Genomic DNA, 16670 nt, shown 5'->3' with positions numbered 1-16670 from the left:
AGACTTGAAAAGCACGTTTGCCATATTACGCTCATTTTTATTACTGGTAACAGTATTGGCAGGGGCGGTTCTGCCAGTTGCCGCCCAGGACACGATCCCGGCTGCTGCGCAGGACACGATTCCCGCTGCCGATACGGCGGTGTCCCTTCCTTACCCAGTTAAAGATTATCCTACCGTACTGGGCGCTCCGCGTTCCGGGATTGACCTGCGGACCCCTTCCAACGTAAACAGGGAAATTGTTTACGATCCGGAAACAAAGACCTATTATATTACAGAGACCGTTGGTAATATTACCTACCGGATGCCGCAGTACCTGAATTTCGACGAATACGGGCAGCGGGAACTGGACAGGATCAAGCGGGAATACTGGCTGCAGCGGACAGGCTCTTCCAGTATTGTCCAGAACAGGGGATGATTCCCAAGCTCGAAGTCAGGGGAGAAGCATTTGACCGGCTGTTCGGCGGCAATTTCGTGGACATCCGGCCACAGGGCCTGGCCGAGGTAACCTTCGGCGGGCAGTTCAATAATAACGCCAACCCTCTTTTCAATGAGCGGCAGCGGCGCCAGGGCAGCTTCAGTTTCGACCAGAATATCCAGATGAACCTGGTGGGGAATATCGGGGAGAAACTGCGCGTGACCACTAATTACAATAGCCAGGCGCAATTTGACTTTGAGAACCAGATAAAGTTCGAATATACCGGGTACGAGGATGAGATCATCCGCAAGATCGAAGTCGGACAGGTGAATCTTCCAATTAACGGGAGCCTGATCACGGGTTACCAGTCTTTATTCGGGGTGAAAACCCAGCTGCAGTTTGGCAAACTGGGCGTTACTACCGTGTTTTCCCAGCAGAAAAGCCAGACAAAGGAAATTATCCTTAACAACGGAGCGCAGGTGAACGAGTTCAAGATCCGGGCCGATGAGTACGAGGCAAACAAGCATTATTTTCTGGCGCAATTCTTCCGGGAAAATTATAACCGCTCCCTGGCTAACTTACCTTTTATTAACTCAGGAGTAGTTATTAATAAAATAGAAGTCTGGGTTACCAATAAAACGAACAATTTTACCAACGCCCGCGATATCATCGCTTTCCTGGACCTGGGCGAAAACGATCCTTATAACACGATTTTTACGGGCGGCAGTTCGTACACCCGCTTTCCCTCGGCATTTACCAACCCCTCTTTTCCGCGACCTTCCAATAACCTGCTGGAAATCATTCCACCCGGTTCGCGGAACTCCAATGACAATAGCATCGCCGGCTTTTTTGCCGGTTCGGGAGCCAGCGATAATTATGTGAAGCTTACCTATGCGCGTCAGCTAAACAGTACGGAATACAGCCTTCATCCCACGCTGGGCTATATTTCGCTGAACCAGCCGCTGAATGCCGATGAAGTACTCGCGGTGGCTTTCCGCTATACGGTAAATGGGGTGGAGTACCAGGTAGGGGAATTTTCCACCGATATTCCTAACGATCCGAATAGCCCGACCGTCCTCTATACGAAGCTTCTGAAAAACGAGACGCTTAAAACCAACCTGCCTACCTGGGACCTGATGATGAAGAACATCTATTCCCTGCAAGCTTTCCAGGTAGAACAGCAGGACTTCAGGCTGGACGTATTCCGGCTGGATGAATCAACCGGGGTGGAACAGCCGGTAATCGCGGAAGGATCCAGGACGGCGGGAAGGCCCTTTCTTCAACTGGTAAACCTGGACCGGATCAATGGTCAGCAGGCTCCTCAGCCTGACGGTGTCTTCGACTTTCTCCGGGACATAACGATAGACCCGGTTAACGGTCGGATCATCTTCCCGGTGGTAGAACCTTTCGGAGAGGACCTGGCCCGTCAGTTTGCACCAGGAGAAACCGCATTGATCAATAAATACGTATTCACGGAACTGTACGACTCCACGCGGTATGTGGCCGAACAGGCAGCTGAGGTGAACAAATACTATTTCAAGGGAACCTACCGCTCAGGCTCCGGTTCGGAATTCTCCCTTAATGCCATTAATGTGCCGCAGGGTTCGGTTGTGGTAACAGCCGGGACCACCCCGTTGATCGAAGGAGTGGATTATACGGTAGATTATAACCTTGGGCGCGTCCGTATACTCAATGAGGCCATCCTGAATTCGGGAATGCCGGTAAGCATTAAGCTGGAGAGTAATGAGTTATTCGGCCTGCAGTCCAAAACGCTTTTCGGGACAAGGCTGGATTACCAGGTAAACGATAAATTAGTATTTGGCGGAACCTTCATGAACCTGAAGGAACGCCCGCTCACGCCTAAAGTAAACGTGGGCGAGGAAGCTATTTCAAATACGATCTGGGGAGCGGATGCCAGCTACCGGTCAGATTCCCGCTGGCTGACGAAAATGGTGGATAAATTGCCCCTGCTGGAAACGCGGCAACCTTCCACCATTACTTTTGACGCGGAATTTGCCCACCTGGTACCCGGGCATGCGCGTTCACTGAACGTGGCCGGGAGCAGCGGAGGGGTTTCCTACATTGATGATTTCGAGACGAGCCGCTCCATTATCGACCTGAAGAATGCTACCAACTGGTATATTTCCAGTACCCCCTCGCTTTTTCCCGAAGCCACAGCAAGCAATGACCTGAGTTACGGGTTTAACCGGGCTTTGCTGGCATATTATAATATAGATCCGATCTTCTACAATAAGAACAGCAACCTGAATCCGGACAATATCCGGAATAATAAGGAGGTGCTGTCCAACCATTATGTGCGGGAAGTGCTGGAGCGGGAAGTGTTCCCGAATAAAGAGTCGATCAGCAGCCAGCCCAACGTGATCTCCACCCTTAACCTCACATTTTATCCCGACACCAGGGGGCCGTATAATTATACAACCGCCGGCCTGAACCCGGACGGTACCTTCATAAATCCCACTTCAAAATGGGGCGGGATTATGCGACGGATAGAGACCAGTGATTTTGAATCCCTGAACGTGGAGTTCGTGGAGTTCTGGATGCTGGATCCTTTCCTTGATGAGCCGGGCGCGGAGGGCGGGGACCTCTATTTTAACCTGGGGAACGTTTCTGAGGATATCCTCAAAGACGGGCGGAAAAGCCTGGAGAATGCCCTGCCCGTGGACGGTTCAGCCGACGACGTGGACCAGACAATCTGGGGCAAAATAGGGCGGACGCAGCCGGTGACGGATGCATTTGATAATAATCCTGATGCAAGGCGCCGGCAGGACGTGGGCCTTGACGGGCTGAACAGCCAGGAAGAAATGGACTTCTACCAGGGCTTCCTGCAACAGCTGCAGGCGGTGCTTCCTTCCGGCTCGCCGGGCCTGGAATCCGTATTGAACGATCCTTCTTCGGATGATTATGAGTATTACAGGGGCGGCGCACAGGACGAAAAGAACGCCTACATCCTGGAACGTTACCAGCGCTATAACGGCATGGAAGGTAATTCCAAGACCGCCCAGCAGTCGGTGGAAGACTTCGGCGTGGAGAACAGCGCTTCCACGCCCCTTCCGGATGCTGAAGACATTAACCGTGATAATAATTCCAGCCAGGCGGAATCTTATTACCAATACAAGGTATCGGTCCGCCCGGAGGATATGGAAGTGGGGAGGAATTATATTACCGATAAGGTCACTTCCCAGGTAAAGCTCGTGAACGGGAAGACCCAGGAAGTTACCTGGTACCAGTTCAAGATCCCCCTGCGGCAGTACACTTCTATGGTGGGCGGAATGGAAGATTTCAAGACCATTCGCTTTATCCGTATGTTCATGACGGGTTTCCAGGATACCACCATTTTGCGTATGGCCCGTCTGCAGCTGCTCAGAGGAGAATGGCGGAGGTTCAATTCGGAAAACAGCCTGAGCCGCCAGTTAAAGGATCCGGACCTGCCGGATAATGCTATTGATAATTCAGTACTGGACGTATCCACGATCAATATAGAAGAAAACGGTAACCGGCAGCCGATACCCTATGTGCTTCCTCCCGGTATAGAACAGGAACGGGTGGCCACCAGCTTCCGTGAAAACGTGCGTCAGAACGAACAATCCCTGGTGCTGGATGTAAAAGAGCTTGCCGATGGCTTTGCCCAGGCGGCTTTTAAGAACATAGAATTTGATTTCCGGTCCTATAAGAACCTGCAGATGTTCATTCACGCCGAAGGCGATCAGCTCATGAACGGAGATGTTACCGCCTTTATCCGGCTGGGCACCGATTACCAGGATAATTACTATGAATACGAGATCCCGATGCAGATCACGCCTCCGGGTACGACCGACAGGTCCCTGATATGGCCGTCTGCTAATGAACTCAATATTCGTTTCGAACAATTAATTGATGCAAAGCTTTCCCGGGAAGATGCCCGCTGGCCGGTAAATGAACCCTTTTACGTGAATGACGGCAATAATCGAATTACGGTAGAAGGGCAGCCAGACCTGAGCAAGATCAGGGTCATAATGATCGGGGTGCGCAACCGCCTGCAGAAACCTACCAATCCGGGTGATGACGGCCTTCCGAAAACCGCCCAGTTGTGGGTCAACGAACTGCGTCTTTCCGGCTTTGACGAAGAGGGGGGATGGGCGGCAAGCGCGCGGCTAAATGCCCAGCTGGCAGATTTTGCCAATATTACGCTTTCCGGAAGTAAGAGTACCTTCGGCTTTGGTTCCCTTGAAAGGCAGGTGGGTCAGCTGAACCGGTTTGACAACTCCCAGTTTGACATGGCTTCCAGCTTTGAGATCGGGAAGTTCTTCCCCGATAGCCTGGGAGTGAAGATTCCTATGTATGTATCCTATTCACAGGATGTTCGCAGGCCTGAGTATAATCCCCTTTCTCCCGATATTTTATTGAAGGATGCCCTTGACCGGCTTTCGGGCAGCAGGAAGGATTCCCTGCTGAAGATCACCGATGACGTGGTTACGCGCAAGAGCATCAACTTTACCAACGTCCGGAAGCTGCGGCTTGATCCGGAGGCGAAACCTCATTTTTACGATCTGGAAAATTTCAGCCTGACGTATGCGTTTTCAGAATTTAAACAGGAAGGATTTACCCTGGCAAATTCACTTAATAAAACTTACAAGGCGGCGCTGGCTTATAACTTCCAGGGGACGCCAAAGAACATTCGCCCCTTTTCAAATCTTTTCAAGGGGAAGGCCCTCGGGTTTTTAGGTGATTTTAACTTTACGCCCCTGCCTTCGGTAGTGGATTTTCGCATCGATATGGATCGTTACTACAGCGAGAACACGATCCGCGCGGCTGAGCCCGGTTCTTATTTCAGCACGCCTACCACTTACTTTAAGAATTTCCAGATAACGCGCCTGTACGGTTTGCGCTGGGACCTGGCAAGCTCCCTGCAGCTGGACTATACGGCCAGCAATATTTCCATCGTAGATGAGCCGGACGGCCCCATAACCGATGCCACACGGGATATCATCATGTCTAACCTGAAAAAACTGGGCAGGAATACGGATTTCAGCCAGGCACTGAACCTGACCTACAGCGTTCCGGTTAGCAAACTTCCTTACCTGGATTGGGTGAACCTTAATACCCGCTACAGCGTGCAGTATAACTGGCAGTCGGAACCCCTTGCCACCTTGTTAAACGATACCATCAGCCTGGGAAATACCATCCGGAACGAAAGGCAGATCCAGCTTAATCCACAGATCAATCTTGAACGGCTTTATGAAAAATTCGGGCTGCGCCCCCGCCGGCCGGCAAGGAATTCACGGGCCGATTCCGTGCAAAGAGGCGGTTCCGGAGGCGGCGCCGGCCAGTTTTTCCTTGGCTTGCTTACAAGCCTTAAAAATATAAGTGGTTCCTACAGCATCGCACAAGGCACCTTTTTACCGGGTTACCTCCCGGGCACGAACCTGTTCGGACTTGACCTGGACAGAAGCGCTCCCGGCTTGGGCTTTATCCTGGGCAGCCAGAAGGATATCCGTTTTAAAGCTGCCAGGAACGGCTGGCTTACGAGGGATGATAATCTGAACTCCCTTTATTATAAAACCCGGCGGGAAGATCTGAACCTGCGTGCCTTGATAGAGCCCTTCCCTGATTTCCGGATAGAAGTAACCGGCCTGCGCACTTTTTCATCAAATACACAGTCCAATTTCAGATTTGACCAGGACAATAATACGTTCCGGGAATTCAGCCCGGTAACCACGGGGAACTTCAATATTTCCACTATTGCGCTGAAGACCGCCTTTAAAAAGGAAAGAGGGATCACCAATTATTCGGAATTGTTTGAAGCCTTTAAGGCGAACCGGTTAACGGTATCCAGGCGCCTGGGAGCGGCCAACCCCTATTCCCAGGGGCTTGACAGCGCAGGCTATGCCGAAGGGTATGGAGCTACTTCACAGCAGGTACTGGTAAACGCATTCCTGTCCGCCTATCTTGGCAAGGATGCAAGTAACATGTCCCTCGATCAGTTTCCCAATATCCCGCTGCCTAACTGGAATGTGACCTATAACGGTTTAAGCAGGCTGCCCTTTTTCTCGGAGCTGTTTTCTTCGGTTATTATTAACCACGGCTACCAGTCCACTTATTCGATTGCTAACTACAACAGCCTTCTGCAATTCCGGAAAGACCAGAACGGGGTCGGGTTTGAAAAAGATATCCAGCAAAACTTTTACCCGGAATTTCAGCTGAATTACGTGAATATCGCTGAAAATTTTGTCCCGCTTATAGGAGCGGATATGCGGTTCAAAAATAATGTGACCGCCAATTTCGAATACCGGAAAGGGCGGTCGCTCAGTTTCAGTCTCGCTAATTCGCAGCTTGCTCAGCAAAGGGAGCAGACTATTGTAGGAGGCCTGGGTTACCGTACCACCCGTTTCCGGCTGCCCTTCGCCCTGTTCGGCCAAAGCCAGCTCAATAACGACCTGCTTTTCAAACTGGACGTAGCCCTTCGCTCTGACAGGCTGTTGATTTACCGGCTTGGCGAGGAAGACGCCCAGGTAGCCGGCGGGACCAAAACTTTCTCGGTGCGGCCTTCCATTGACTATATGGTGAACCAGCGGTTTAACCTGCGGCTATTTTTTGACCATAACGTGACCAGGCCGGAAACCTCTAATTCCTACCGTACCGCGTATTCAAATTTCGGGATCAACCTGCGCTTCAATATCGGGGGTTAAACAGGTACTGTACCCTACAGGACTTTGGTGGAAATAACTCCTTTTACCAGGAAAAGGCGTAAAATGTCGCTTTTGTTAATGATGGCCTCACCGTATTCAGCCGTGTTCTTGGGAATGAGCCTGAACTTTTCGGCATCGCCTGCGACGTCCATTACGCATTTAACCGTGCTGTAATTACTTGTTATTACCAGGTACATTTCCCCGGGCAGTACAGCGGACGGGTCAATTTCTTTCAGGGTGATGATTGCGCCGGCGGGTATGTCCGGTTCCATGGAATTGCCATAACAAATGGTAGCAAAGTCTCCTCCGGATAGGGTAGGCGCCTCAATATAATACAGGGGTTCAATAGAGGCCTTTTCGTCTGGAAGCATCCGCAGATCTTCAAAGCCGGAGTCATAAAGCGGGATTTTCTTTGAGGCGGAAAGCGTCTCTCTTTCATGCATGCCTCCTTTTCCTGTGAGAAGCCAGGCCTCATTGATCTCAGGATATTTCGCTGTGATCTTGCGGGCAAGCTCCCTGCTGATCTCATGATTGCCCTTCCTGATCTGGTAAAGGTTCTCCGCTCTTTTCAGCCCTATTGATAATGCAAATGCATTTATTGATAAACCCGATTTTTCAACAACTTCTTGTAATCGCTCCCAGCTACTCATATTGCACGAAAATTTTTCGAATTAATTTGACAAATGTTGCGCCAGTTTTCCCGGGCGTTTACAAAGTTAGCCGGAAAATATTGTAAACCTGACCGTTGTTTTTCAACTGTATTTGCAGTTGTTACATTTTTGTGCAATAACGGGATGCTGTAAAAACGTGAAACATGCATGTTTAGGGTAAAAATTACCCCAGTTTGTTAAGGTTTGCGGTCGCAATTACCCAAACTTCATTCAGGCCGGTTTGATAAAAACCTCCCTCCAATGGGTAAGAACGAGGTTTTTAAGCGCCGAATCTTCCTTCGGCGGGAAAATAAAAATATTTTGCCAATACAATAAAATATTGTTTATTTGCAATTGAATATTGTAATAACATTTTAAATCAAAAAGAGAGCTGCATGGAGTGAACCTGGAGAAGCCGTATACCTAAGTTAACCTGTACATTTTTTCAAAAAGCACAATTTAAAAAAAGCACAATTAAAATTCAGATTTATGAAAAAAACATTTCCCAAAACATTGTTTAAGTGGTGCGCTGCTTTTACACTCGCGGGAGTGATCTTCGCGGGATGTAAAAAGTATGATGACGACATTGATCGTCTTCAGGAGAGCATCGATCAGAATGAAAGCACCCTTTCTGCCCTTGACCAGCTGGTTAAGTCCGGAGCGGTAGTTACCTCGGTGTCGCAGACCGATAACGGTGTGACGCTTTCATTATCTAACGGACAAACTTATACCATTAGCAACGGCGCTGACGGCAGCGATGGAGCGGACGGATCCGAAGGCTCTGTTGTGGCCATTGACGGCGACGGCGAATGGACCATTGACGGTGTGAAAACCGGCGTAATGGCAGAAGGCCAGGACGGTGAAGACGGTGAAGACGGCGAGGATGGTCAGGACGGTGAAGATGGCCCCCAGGGCCCTCAAGGACCTAAAGGTGACGATGGCCAGGACGGCGCCGACGGTCAGGATGGTCATTCTCCCGTAATTACTATTCAGAATAATGAATGGTATATTGACGGACAGGCAACCGGCGTACAAGCGTACCCCGGCAATATTGCCGTTGTTGAGAATCCTGATTTTTATGAAGTGGTGTTTACCTCTTCGGCAGGAGTGGCTACTGATGCTGTCCGGCTTCCCAGGGTTTCCCTGTTTGTAAGCGGCCTGAGCTTTGTTCCTAAAAATGTTTCCGCTTTCCAGGAAAATCCTGTGATCGCTTTTCCGCAGATCGTTAACGGCGGCGGAACCATCATTTACCAGGGCGCTGCACCGCTGACCTTTAAGTTCAACCCTTCCAGCGTTGGTTTTGAGTATTTCAAAGTGCTTGGACTGGCTACGAAGAAAGCCGACCGCGTGGTCCTGAAGGCGGGCGCTGACATGGTGGATGACAAGATCGTACTGGCGGGCCATGATATTCCTGCCAACTACCAGGGCGGCGAATTGAAGTTCAACGCCTGGCCAAACGGTTACGTGTTCTCCAATGCCGATATCCTGGGCCCCGATCCTTCGGAAAACATCGATATGATGGCGCTGGTAGTTGAAAACACCGGCAAATACACAGAAAATGACGCAGCCGAAAAGATTGTTGTTTCCCAGTATATTCAAGCCGGACGGGAAGAGATTGCCCAGTCTGATGTGACGATCGAGAAGTTCAAAAAAGGTACGGATGTAAATCGTCCTTACCTGCCTGACGGAACCAGCAGCCAGACAGCTGACCTGAACATGCCTCTGCTGACTTCCGGTGGCCAGGCTGACATTACGAATGCCCCGGATATTCACTTCCGCCTGCATTACGTTGACGACAGCTACCTGAATACCAGCGGCGGTTATAGCCTGGCTGACAGCGTCCGTGGCTTCTTCGAAAGATTCGGGAGTACACTCTATTCAATGGACGATAACGGCTTTGATAATTACACGCTGAAGTTCTCCGAAGTACTGTATAACCAGCCCCAGGGTAATGAAGATACCAGGCAGTATATTGAGATCCTGGACGCTGCTACCGGAAAGATCCGCGTGGCTGAAGACCCCAACAACCAGGGCGCCCCGAACGCGGCCGCGATTGGCAAGAACCCTGTCGTAAGAGTGGATCTGTTCGCTCCCGGCGCAAACAGCCCTGTTGTTACCCGTTACATAAAGCTCGAAATCAGCGATACTTATCGTCCGCCGATTGAATTGCCCGCCAATCTTGAGGTAATCCTTACCAGCTGTGACTACACAGGCGAAGGCTTTACCTATGACATGGATAACGTGTATAACAAAACCGGGCTGAGCAAGGACGCTTTCCATAATCTGTACACCTTCGCCGGAATTTCTGTCCCTCCGGGATCAGGTCTGGACTTGACGAGTTTGGTTTCCGATCCGAATGATGAAAACATGATCGAGATCGATATACCGAAAACAACCAAGCCTGGCATTTATGTGGTAACCGGTAAATTTACTGCACCTGGTTATCCGGACGTTAACTTCTCGGGAAGCATCAACGTACAAGCTCCGAACCATGCGCTGAACCGCAATTCATCCTGGTGGAATGCTGAATTAACTACCATGCAGATTCACGGCCGTGAAAACGGTGGCGCATGGGAAATGGCAGGACGCCTGTGGGATGGTTTCCAATTAAAGAGGGCAGCTTACGCCGGCACTTGCGGAACTCCCGCCGTTATTGATGTTAAGTTCGTGATCGCACCTAACCAAACAGGTGTACAGATCATCGAAACGCCTGGCGTGGACACGGTGATCGCACTTGATAATTCTGCAGACGGACGGAAATGGGTAGATCGTAACCACGTGGTTGTGTACGCGCAAATCTTTATCAACGGTACGCTGTATGAAACAGAAAGTTTCAATGTACAGTTCCAGAACCCTGTTCTGCCGATTGTTGAAAGGAATCCGAACCACCACCTGGAAGACAAGAAACCTGTTACGTATGACCTTCACCACAGCATTCAGATGAAGGATTATACCGGCGTTACCTTGTTCGACCTGCGTAATTTTGCGAACGGCGGCGACGATATTGATAACATCGGTCTGCGTACGCTTTACGGTGCAAACTCAGGCTTCTCGTTTGCTCTGGTTGAGGCCAGGAACAACAACGGCGACGTGATCGACGTAACTACAGGCGACCTTCGTGTAATACTTGATCCTGTTACCGGTATTGTCGAATGGCAGAATACAGGCGCAGATATCCAGCAGGAGATCACCCTTACCTTCAAGGTAATACAACACAACACCTGGAACCAGGGCGAATTCAGCGGCAGCATGCCGACCGCTCACTTTGTTGAGCCTGAATTTGTAAAGCTCAAGGTGCTGCCTTTACCTTAATCACAATGATTTCATACAAATAGCAAAGACGCAAGCTTCTCCAGCTTGATAGAGGGGCCCCGGACGGGGCCTCTCTTATTTCCGCTAATCCGGATGATAAAAATACCCCTTAATGGGTATTGGTGCTTGGATGCTAAAAGCTAGCTTTGCTATACGTATTATAAGAGAGTTGTTTACCAAGACTGTATGTATGGGACTCATTACAATTGAACTGGAAGAGGCCGAAATTGCTGCTCTTGTTGATTTATTAGACAGCCTGCGGCACTTTAACGAACAGATGCCGAGGGATTTTTCGATCATTGTCCAGCATGCTTTGATGGATAGTGTGAAAGCAGGCTGCCTGGAAATGGAAACGGCATTTGACGTTTTCGGTCATATCAGCCGTGTTACCGCAGACATTGCCTATAGCAATGAACGTATAATCGATCAACTGAACACTTTTTCAACTGCCCTGGAAAGGGCCTGAACCGATATTTTATAAGGAATTATTACTTTATCAGCAGATTGAACCCACTTGCCTGGCTCCATTCCAGGGTCTTATAATAATTGTTTATAAGATCATCGCCGGCGTGGGGGATATAGCAGCTAAGGCCGCAGAAAGTCGCTATAGGCTTACCCAGGAATTCTTCTGTATGCTGTTTAAACAGTACTGTTTCTTCCAATTGCTGTTCTAAAGGCTGCAGGCCGGATGAGGGCAGGTTCTTTTGGAAAAAATCGAGGAAGTCATAGCCTTCTGTTGCCGGCCGGGTTTCGAAATCAAGACGCTGGATATTTTCCCGGTTGTAATCGTGATGCGTAAAATCTGCATTTTCCAGTACTGCTTTACTCGCCGCGGCCAGTTCGGCCAGTTGACGGGTATCGATCAGGGATATCGTGGCGGAGCGGAACAGGCCGTCCTGCTGCTTATAATATTCCACGTACTTGCCGGCCACTTTTTGCAAGCCCTTGCTGCCTTCAAAAAAATGCGGCATCACCTGGTGATAAGGCATTCCGGACGCAATTGTTTCCGTTGGGGAGGCAAGGATATAATTTGTCTTATTCCTCAGTTCGTACAGCACTTCCACACTTGCCATGGAACAGGCGTCAAAAACGATGTAGTCATAGCTTCCCGGCAGCGCTTTCTTTAAGTCTTTGATATCCATTTGTTCGCCTCCGTCATCCCCGAACGATAACGTGCTGGGGCTTGACCCCGGGGGCATCCAGGAGGTGGCGTGGGACCAGAGAATGAGCCCGAAGGACGCCGAAGGATAGGCTTCGCGGATGTCTTCCAGTACTTTTGTCATTACTGCGGGGCTGGATGAATTCTGCGCCGGGTAATTGATCACCGCTTCGCTCGTGATTTCCGGGCTGGTATCGTGCGTTATTTTCAGTACGCGGGGCAATTCACCGGAAGTGGTCAGGTACACAAGCAGGTTCTTATCATCCCCGGTCATGGCTGCTTCCATCTGGTTGATATTGTTTAGGGCATACTCTTCCAGGTTGTTATCCGCCGCCATGTACACGATAACCGTGGTTTCCGGGAGAACAGCATCAAGGGGCTCGCTTTCCTTGCAGCTGGTGGAGATCAGGAAAACAGCGGAAATGAAGAGGGGGATCAGCAGGTTCCGGGGCATTGTTTAGAAGAATTTATTTGTTGTACCGAACCTTCAAATTTAGGCATTTCATACGAATCTTCTTACATTTGGCAGTAAATCAATCAATGTTATGAACTTTCCTGCAGAACTGAAATATACCAAGGATCACGAATGGGTGAGGATTGAAGGCGAAACGGCGGTTATCGGCATTACGGATTTTGCCCAGGGTGAACTTGGGGATATTGTTTATATTGATATTCCTTCCGTAGGCGAAACCGTGGCCAGGGACGAGGTGTTCGGGACGGTCGAAGCCGTAAAAACGGTATCGGATCTTTTTATGCCTCTTTCAGGCCTTGTCCTGGAGCTGAACGCTAAGCTGGATACCAACCCGGAACTGGTGAACCAGGATCCCTACGAAGAAGGCTGGATGGTAAAGATCCGCGTCTCGGATCCGGCAGAAGCTGACAAGCTGCTGACGGCGGAAACCTATAAAGAGCAAATTGGTGCCTGAAAAAAAGGGTTATCTCAGGCCTTCTTTATATGCCCTTATCTGGGCATTTATCATTTTCCTTTTGTGCAATATGCACCTGGAATCTTCCGGGGCTGAGCCTTGGTACTATTTTGAGGGGATCGATAAAGTGGTGCATGGCGGAATGTTCTTCGTGCTGGCCATACTCAGCAGCTGGGGTTTCTATGAACAGAACCGGTTTGGATGGCTTTCGCGAAATCCGGCAGTCTGTTCCCTGCTGCTCTGCATTCTTTACGGCGGGCTTATTGAAATTCTGCAGGGAACCATCTTTACCTACCGTTCCGCCGACTGGCTGGACTGGGCATTCGATATCGGGGGCGCGCTGCTGGGGCTCTGGGTTTTCAGCTTCTTAAAAAAACGGTATCTTGCGCGCAAGCCTGTCTGAGGCGCATAAGAAACAATATGAAACAAAACCTGATTAAGTTACTGCTCCTTTTACTCCTGGCAGGTTTCGCAGGCGCCTGCGCCAGCCAGCGTTGTAAATGCCCGAAAGTAAGGTATGAAGAAGGCCTTCAGCGGAGCCGGCCGTATTCCTCAAATTTCTGAAGGAATTCTTCCCTGACGGCAATATCTTCCGGGATAAGGCTTTTATCCCGCCTGCTCAGGACGTTCTCCGCCCACTCCTGGCGAATGGCCTGCATATCCGCTTCCTTAATGATCTTGGGAACAGGGTAGTCAAAGCGGAACTTGCCGGCGATAATTTGCATCAGGTATTTTTCAATGCGTGCGTAATCAGGCAACAGGTTTTTCAAGGGCTTGGGGATATCTCCCAGGTAGGCCTCGGCGGCATCGTGCAGAAGGGCCGCGAACTTATAGGGTGCCGGCACCAATGCGGCTACCGTAAGGCTGTGTTCGGCAACGGTAATGTGATTTTGCGCCTGGCCCCCGAAACGGGTAATATGTGCCAGGCCATGGGCAATATCCCTGATGTCTATATCTTCCGGGCGGACGTTGCTAAAGTCAATCAGCTTCCCGGAATAGGTTTGGAACAGCTCGGGTACCTGGATCATATCAGCCTCTGCTCCGGTGCCGGCTTTCCCGCAGGCGGTCAATCAGTTCCCGTTTAAAGGCTTCTTCAGCGGTATAGAGCTTAGCGACTTTTTTAATGGGAAGGATCTTTTTAAATTGTTCGTTGTACTTCCGGGTCAGGACGGCCTCTTTTTCATAATAACCTACTTCTTCTTCGACCAGCGTTTTTACCTGACTATCGCTAAGAGCATCGATCTCTTTCCGAAGCCGGCCCATGCGTTCCCGGCGATTTCGGTGCAGCTTATCCATTTCTTCGCGGAAATTATTGTAAACCGGCCAGAACACCTTGCTTTCGGCGGCGGTCAGTTCCATGTGTTTGGTAAAAATAGCTACCCGCAATGATTCTATTTCTTCCCGGCCAGGGCGCTGCGCCTGGGCCGCGGCCGGAAAGATCAGACAGGCGAAAAGGAATATCTTCAGGTACTTCATGGTTACAGTTCTTGTAGCAGCAAACTTTCATCTACCTGGTTCAGAATATAGGTTTCCATTTCTCCGGACTCATCGTCTGAGTCCGGAAGGTAAGTTTCCAGGTATTCCTGGACCAGGATCTCTTCATCAAAATTACTAATGTTTACGAAGGAATTATCCGCTTCGTTCTTTTTTTCTACCTGGAGTATTCCCAGGATACCTAGCAGCAACGCAAAACAAGCTGCAACAGCCGTTTTGATATAATGATCCATGCGACGATAAGCAGCATGCCCGGCTGCAGTGCCCGACACCGGTTCGGCCAGCCCGCTCGTTAGCAGCGAAATACGGGCTGGAAGGAGGTCAAAATAAGCCGGAGGAACCTCGAAAGGCATTCCTTCTTCCCGGCGAACCTTGCCCATGATTTCCTTGTGAAGCTTGGCGAAATAGGCTTCCGGAGTTTCGAAAGGCCCTTCCTTTGCGATATTTTTCAGGAATTCCGGTTCCATGTTTATTTACGTTGATTTTTAGACCATAAGCCACCCTCAAGGTTTAAAGGCCGGTGAAATATTGTTCCAGCTTTTTAACCGCATGATGATAAGAGGCCTTTAACGCTCCGACGCTGGTGCCGAGTATTTCTGATAACTCTTCATAGGGAAGCTCCCCGAAATATCTCATGTTGAAAACAATGCGTTGTTTTTCCGGAAGCCTGAGAATAGCCTCCTGCAGCTTTATCTGAAGGTCGTTTCCGTTAATATAAGGATCTTCCCGGAGTTTTTCCAGCAGCAGGTTTTCCTCGTCATCGATAGATACGGTATTTCGCATCTTCTTCCTTTTGAGGAAACTGATGCATTCGTTGGTAGCGATGCGGTAGATCCACGTGAATAATTTGGAACCGCCTCTGAAGGTTTCCAGGTTTTTCCATATCCGGATGAATATTTCCTGCACCAGGTCATCCGCATCGTCATGAGAAATCACCATCCGGCGAACATGCCAGTAAATGCGCTGCTGATAGGCAAGCACGAGTTCATTGAACGCCGCTTCTTTTGTTGCGGGGTTGCGAAAGCGTTCAAGAAGCAGTTGGTCATCCGGACTTTCAGCCATTGCCGGCCAAAATTACTTCCTTTTCAGCACATTTTGGACGGCTTCCACAATATTAACGCTGCTGAGGCCGTATTTTTTCATCAATTCGGCCGGTTTTCCGCTTTCCCCAAAACTGTCCTTAACCGCTACCATTTCAACGGGTACCGGGCTTTTACGGGCCAGCAGCTGGGCAATGGCATCGCCTAAACCGCCGTTCATCTGGTGTTCTTCGGCCGTAACGACGCAACGGGTTTTTGCTACGGAATCCAGTATGGCTTCTTCGTCCAGGGGCTTAATGGTGTGAATATTAATGATCTCCACATCTATCCCTGCTTCGGCAAGTTTTTCGCCGGCTTCAATGGCTTCCCATACAAGGTGGCCGGTGGCAAAAATGCTGACATCGCTTCCTTCGTTTAATAGCAAGGCCTTGCCGATCTCGAACTTCTGATCGGATGGCGTAAAAATAGGAACTGCCGGACGGCCGAAACGAAGGTAAACCGGGCCGGTATGCTCGGCAATGGCGAGGGTAGCGGCTTTTGTCTGGTTATAATCGCAGGGATTGATCACAGTCATGTGCGGGAGCATGCGCATCATCCCTATATCCTCGAGTATCTGGTGAGTCGCCCCGTCTTCGCCCAATGTAATCCCGGCGTGGGAAGCGCATATTTTTACATTCTTTCCCGAATAGGCAATCGACTGCCTGATCTGGTCGTAAACCCGGCCGGTAGAGAAGTTCGCAAAGGTTCCCGTGAACGGGATCTTTCCGCCTATGGTCAAACCGGCAGCAAGGCCCATCATATTGGCTTCGGCAATACCAACCTGGAAAAACCGTTCGGGAAACTCCTTTTTAAAGTCGCCCATTTTCAGGGAGCCGATCAGGTCGGCGCATAATCCTACTACGTCAGGGTTGGAACGGCCTGCTTCCAGGAGTCCCACGCCAAAACCGGAGCGGGTATCTTTTTTTTCGGTGTAAGTAAATTTTTTCAT

The 16670-nt window shown here is 49.9% G+C and carries 13 protein-coding genes; 6 read left to right on the top strand and 7 right to left on the bottom strand.

All coding sequences use genetic code 11. From position 1 onward, the window contains the following. Nucleotides 1–4: 4 nt before the first annotated feature. Complete coding sequence (locus FRZ59_RS00770; protein ID WP_147698201.1) at nt 5–415, top strand: hypothetical protein; 411 nt, start codon at nt 5–7, stop codon at nt 413–415. After that, on the top strand, nt 412–7101 hold the full coding sequence (gene sov, locus FRZ59_RS00765) for a T9SS outer membrane translocon Sov/SprA (RefSeq protein WP_147698200.1): 6690 nt from the start codon (nt 412–414) through the stop codon (nt 7099–7101). Before FRZ59_RS00770 ends, sov begins: the two co-directional genes overlap by 4 nt. 14 nt (nt 7102–7115) lie before the next feature. Here sov and FRZ59_RS00760 read toward each other — a convergent pair whose 3' ends face one another. After that, nucleotides 7116–7751, bottom strand: a complete 636-nt coding sequence (locus FRZ59_RS00760; RefSeq protein ID WP_132127760.1) for a S24 family peptidase — start codon at nt 7749–7751, stop codon at nt 7116–7118. A gap of 489 nt (nt 7752–8240) precedes the next feature. Here FRZ59_RS00760 and FRZ59_RS00755 point away from each other — a divergent pair, with 489 nt between their 5' ends. Together FRZ59_RS00755 and FRZ59_RS00750 are read left to right on the top strand one after the other, a co-directional pair. Beyond that, nucleotides 8241–11063 (top strand): PL29 family lyase N-terminal domain-containing protein, encoded by a 2823-nt coding sequence (locus tag FRZ59_RS00755; protein ID WP_132127761.1) that lies wholly within the window; start codon nt 8241–8243, stop codon nt 11061–11063. 190 nt (nt 11064–11253) lie between these two features. Beyond that, nucleotides 11254–11529 (top strand): hypothetical protein, encoded by a 276-nt coding sequence (locus FRZ59_RS00750; protein ID WP_132127762.1) that lies wholly within the window; start codon nt 11254–11256, stop codon nt 11527–11529. A gap of 22 nt (nt 11530–11551) precedes the next feature. Here FRZ59_RS00750 and FRZ59_RS00745 read toward each other — a convergent pair whose 3' ends face one another. After that, nucleotides 11552–12676: a clostripain-related cysteine peptidase gene (locus tag FRZ59_RS00745; RefSeq protein WP_132127763.1), complete on the bottom strand. Its 1125-nt coding sequence runs from the start codon at nt 12674–12676 to the stop codon at nt 11552–11554. Nucleotides 12677–12767: 91 nt separating this feature from the next. Here FRZ59_RS00745 and gcvH point away from each other — a divergent pair, with 91 nt between their 5' ends. Both gcvH and FRZ59_RS00735 read left to right on the top strand, forming a co-directional pair. Beyond that, nucleotides 12768–13148 carry a glycine cleavage system protein GcvH gene (gene gcvH, locus FRZ59_RS00740; protein WP_132127764.1) on the top strand — a complete coding sequence of 127 codons (381 nt, stop codon included), beginning with the start codon at nt 12768–12770 and terminating at the stop codon, nt 13146–13148. Continuing rightward, complete coding sequence (locus tag FRZ59_RS00735) at nt 13141–13551, top strand: VanZ family protein (protein WP_132127765.1); 411 nt, start codon at nt 13141–13143, stop codon at nt 13549–13551. The genes gcvH and FRZ59_RS00735 overlap by 8 nt, the downstream gene beginning before the upstream one ends. 127 nt (nt 13552–13678) lie before the next feature. On the opposite strand, the gene FRZ59_RS00730 is transcribed toward FRZ59_RS00735, so the two are convergent. Genes FRZ59_RS00730 through FRZ59_RS00710 form a run of 5 tightly spaced genes read right to left on the bottom strand, consistent with a single transcriptional unit; the run spans nt 13679 to nt 16670 of the window. After that, a complete protein-coding gene (locus FRZ59_RS00730) occupies nt 13679–14218 on the bottom strand; it encodes a hypothetical protein (RefSeq protein ID WP_207910197.1) in 540 nt (179 codons plus the stop codon). Then, nucleotides 14178–14624, bottom strand: a complete 447-nt coding sequence (locus FRZ59_RS00725; protein WP_132127766.1) for a hypothetical protein — start codon at nt 14622–14624, stop codon at nt 14178–14180. The genes FRZ59_RS00730 and FRZ59_RS00725 overlap by 41 nt, the downstream gene beginning before the upstream one ends. Before the next feature lie 2 nt (nt 14625–14626). Then, entirely contained in the window at nt 14627–15109 is a 483-nt protein-coding gene (locus tag FRZ59_RS00720) for a hypothetical protein (RefSeq protein ID WP_132127767.1), read from the bottom strand. A 43-nt stretch (nt 15110–15152) separates the two neighbouring features. Next, nucleotides 15153–15704 (bottom strand): RNA polymerase sigma factor, encoded by a 552-nt coding sequence (locus tag FRZ59_RS00715; protein ID WP_132127768.1) that lies wholly within the window; start codon nt 15702–15704, stop codon nt 15153–15155. Between the two features lie 12 nt (nt 15705–15716). Next, nucleotides 15717–16670 carry a transketolase family protein gene (locus FRZ59_RS00710; RefSeq protein ID WP_132127769.1) on the bottom strand — a complete coding sequence of 318 codons (954 nt, stop codon included), beginning with the start codon at nt 16668–16670 and terminating at the stop codon, nt 15717–15719.

The organism is Anseongella ginsenosidimutans, from assembly GCF_008033235.1.
In the GTDB taxonomy this organism is placed as follows: Bacteria; Bacteroidota; Bacteroidia; order Sphingobacteriales; family Sphingobacteriaceae; genus Anseongella; species Anseongella ginsenosidimutans.
Note: the sequence above shows the minus strand (reverse complement) of the source record. Positions and strands in the feature narration are given on the sequence as shown.

Bases quoted from the DNA above. Each gene is read 5' to 3' on its own strand.
- FRZ59_RS00710 (WP_132127769.1), bottom strand. From the start codon at position 16,670: ATGAAAAAATTTACTTACACCGAAAAAAAAGATACCCGCTCCGGTTTT.
- FRZ59_RS00725 (WP_132127766.1), bottom strand. From the start codon at position 14,624: ATGAAGTACCTGAAGATATTCCTTTTCGCCTGTCTGATCTTTCCGGCC.
- sov (WP_147698200.1), top strand. From the start codon at position 412: ATGATTCCCAAGCTCGAAGTCAGGGGAGAAGCATTTGACCGGCTGTTC.
- FRZ59_RS00750 (WP_132127762.1), top strand. From the start codon at position 11,254: ATGGGACTCATTACAATTGAACTGGAAGAGGCCGAAATTGCTGCTCTT.
- FRZ59_RS00755 (WP_132127761.1), top strand. From the start codon at position 8,241: ATGAAAAAAACATTTCCCAAAACATTGTTTAAGTGGTGCGCTGCTTTT.
- gcvH (WP_132127764.1), top strand. From the start codon at position 12,768: ATGAACTTTCCTGCAGAACTGAAATATACCAAGGATCACGAATGGGTG.
- FRZ59_RS00720 (WP_132127767.1), bottom strand. From the start codon at position 15,109: ATGGAACCGGAATTCCTGAAAAATATCGCAAAGGAAGGGCCTTTCGAA.
- FRZ59_RS00745 (WP_132127763.1), bottom strand. From the start codon at position 12,676: ATGCCCCGGAACCTGCTGATCCCCCTCTTCATTTCCGCTGTTTTCCTG.
- FRZ59_RS00715 (WP_132127768.1), bottom strand. From the start codon at position 15,704: ATGGCTGAAAGTCCGGATGACCAACTGCTTCTTGAACGCTTTCGCAAC.
- FRZ59_RS00760 (WP_132127760.1), bottom strand. From the start codon at position 7,751: ATGAGTAGCTGGGAGCGATTACAAGAAGTTGTTGAAAAATCGGGTTTA.